1 protein-coding gene is annotated in these 598 nt (G+C 27.6%); it reads right to left on the reverse strand.

Features of this window, described 5'->3' with window-relative positions; genetic code table 11:
* Nucleotides 1-238: 238 nt before the first annotated feature.
* The coding region (locus EZH24_RS13190; protein WP_336596105.1) for an SAF domain-containing protein at nt 239-598 on the reverse strand (360 nt) is incomplete at its 5' end.

The raw sequence follows: 598 nt of genomic DNA on the forward strand, positions 1-598 counted from the left end.
ACTATTTTATCTATTAGATAAATCTTATTCTTTTGAAAAATAATTGATAAATCTTATTCTTTTGAAAAATAATGGACGAAGTCTTTACTCAGCCCGTTCAAGTGCGAATTAGAATTATATTATTATTTATTAAAGAAAAAAATTTTCCTAACAACAATGGCTTTAAAAATTTGCAGTTTCAAAAATAAATATTTTATTTGAGCAGATTTCGGCATTAGTATGGTTTATTATTTTTTTACTATTTTTTCAATTCCTTAAAACTTAAAGCCGTGAAAGATTTTTTATCCACCTTCAATTTTTTTCCAATCACTTTGTTATAATCTTTTGCCGCTATTCCGATGCATGGACGCAAAGCTATCAAATCTTTTTCTTTTATAATTTCGTTTTTAAGCATGCTATGATTTAAATATATTCCTCTTTTTGCAAATATAAGTTCTTTTTTTTCCTGCAAGCTTAAAACTCTCTCTCTGTTCAACGCTTTTTCTCCGCCGAGCATGATTAAAGCGTTACTTAGAGATTTAATCAAATCGCTCATAGATTTTGTATCCAAACTTATTATATGGTCGCCAGATTTTTTTTCGGGAGTTATCGTAAAATG

Origin of the sequence: Brachyspira catarrhinii, assembly GCF_005518285.1 — a bacterium.
Classification (GTDB): domain Bacteria; phylum Spirochaetota; class Brachyspiria; order Brachyspirales; family Brachyspiraceae; genus Brachyspira; species Brachyspira catarrhinii.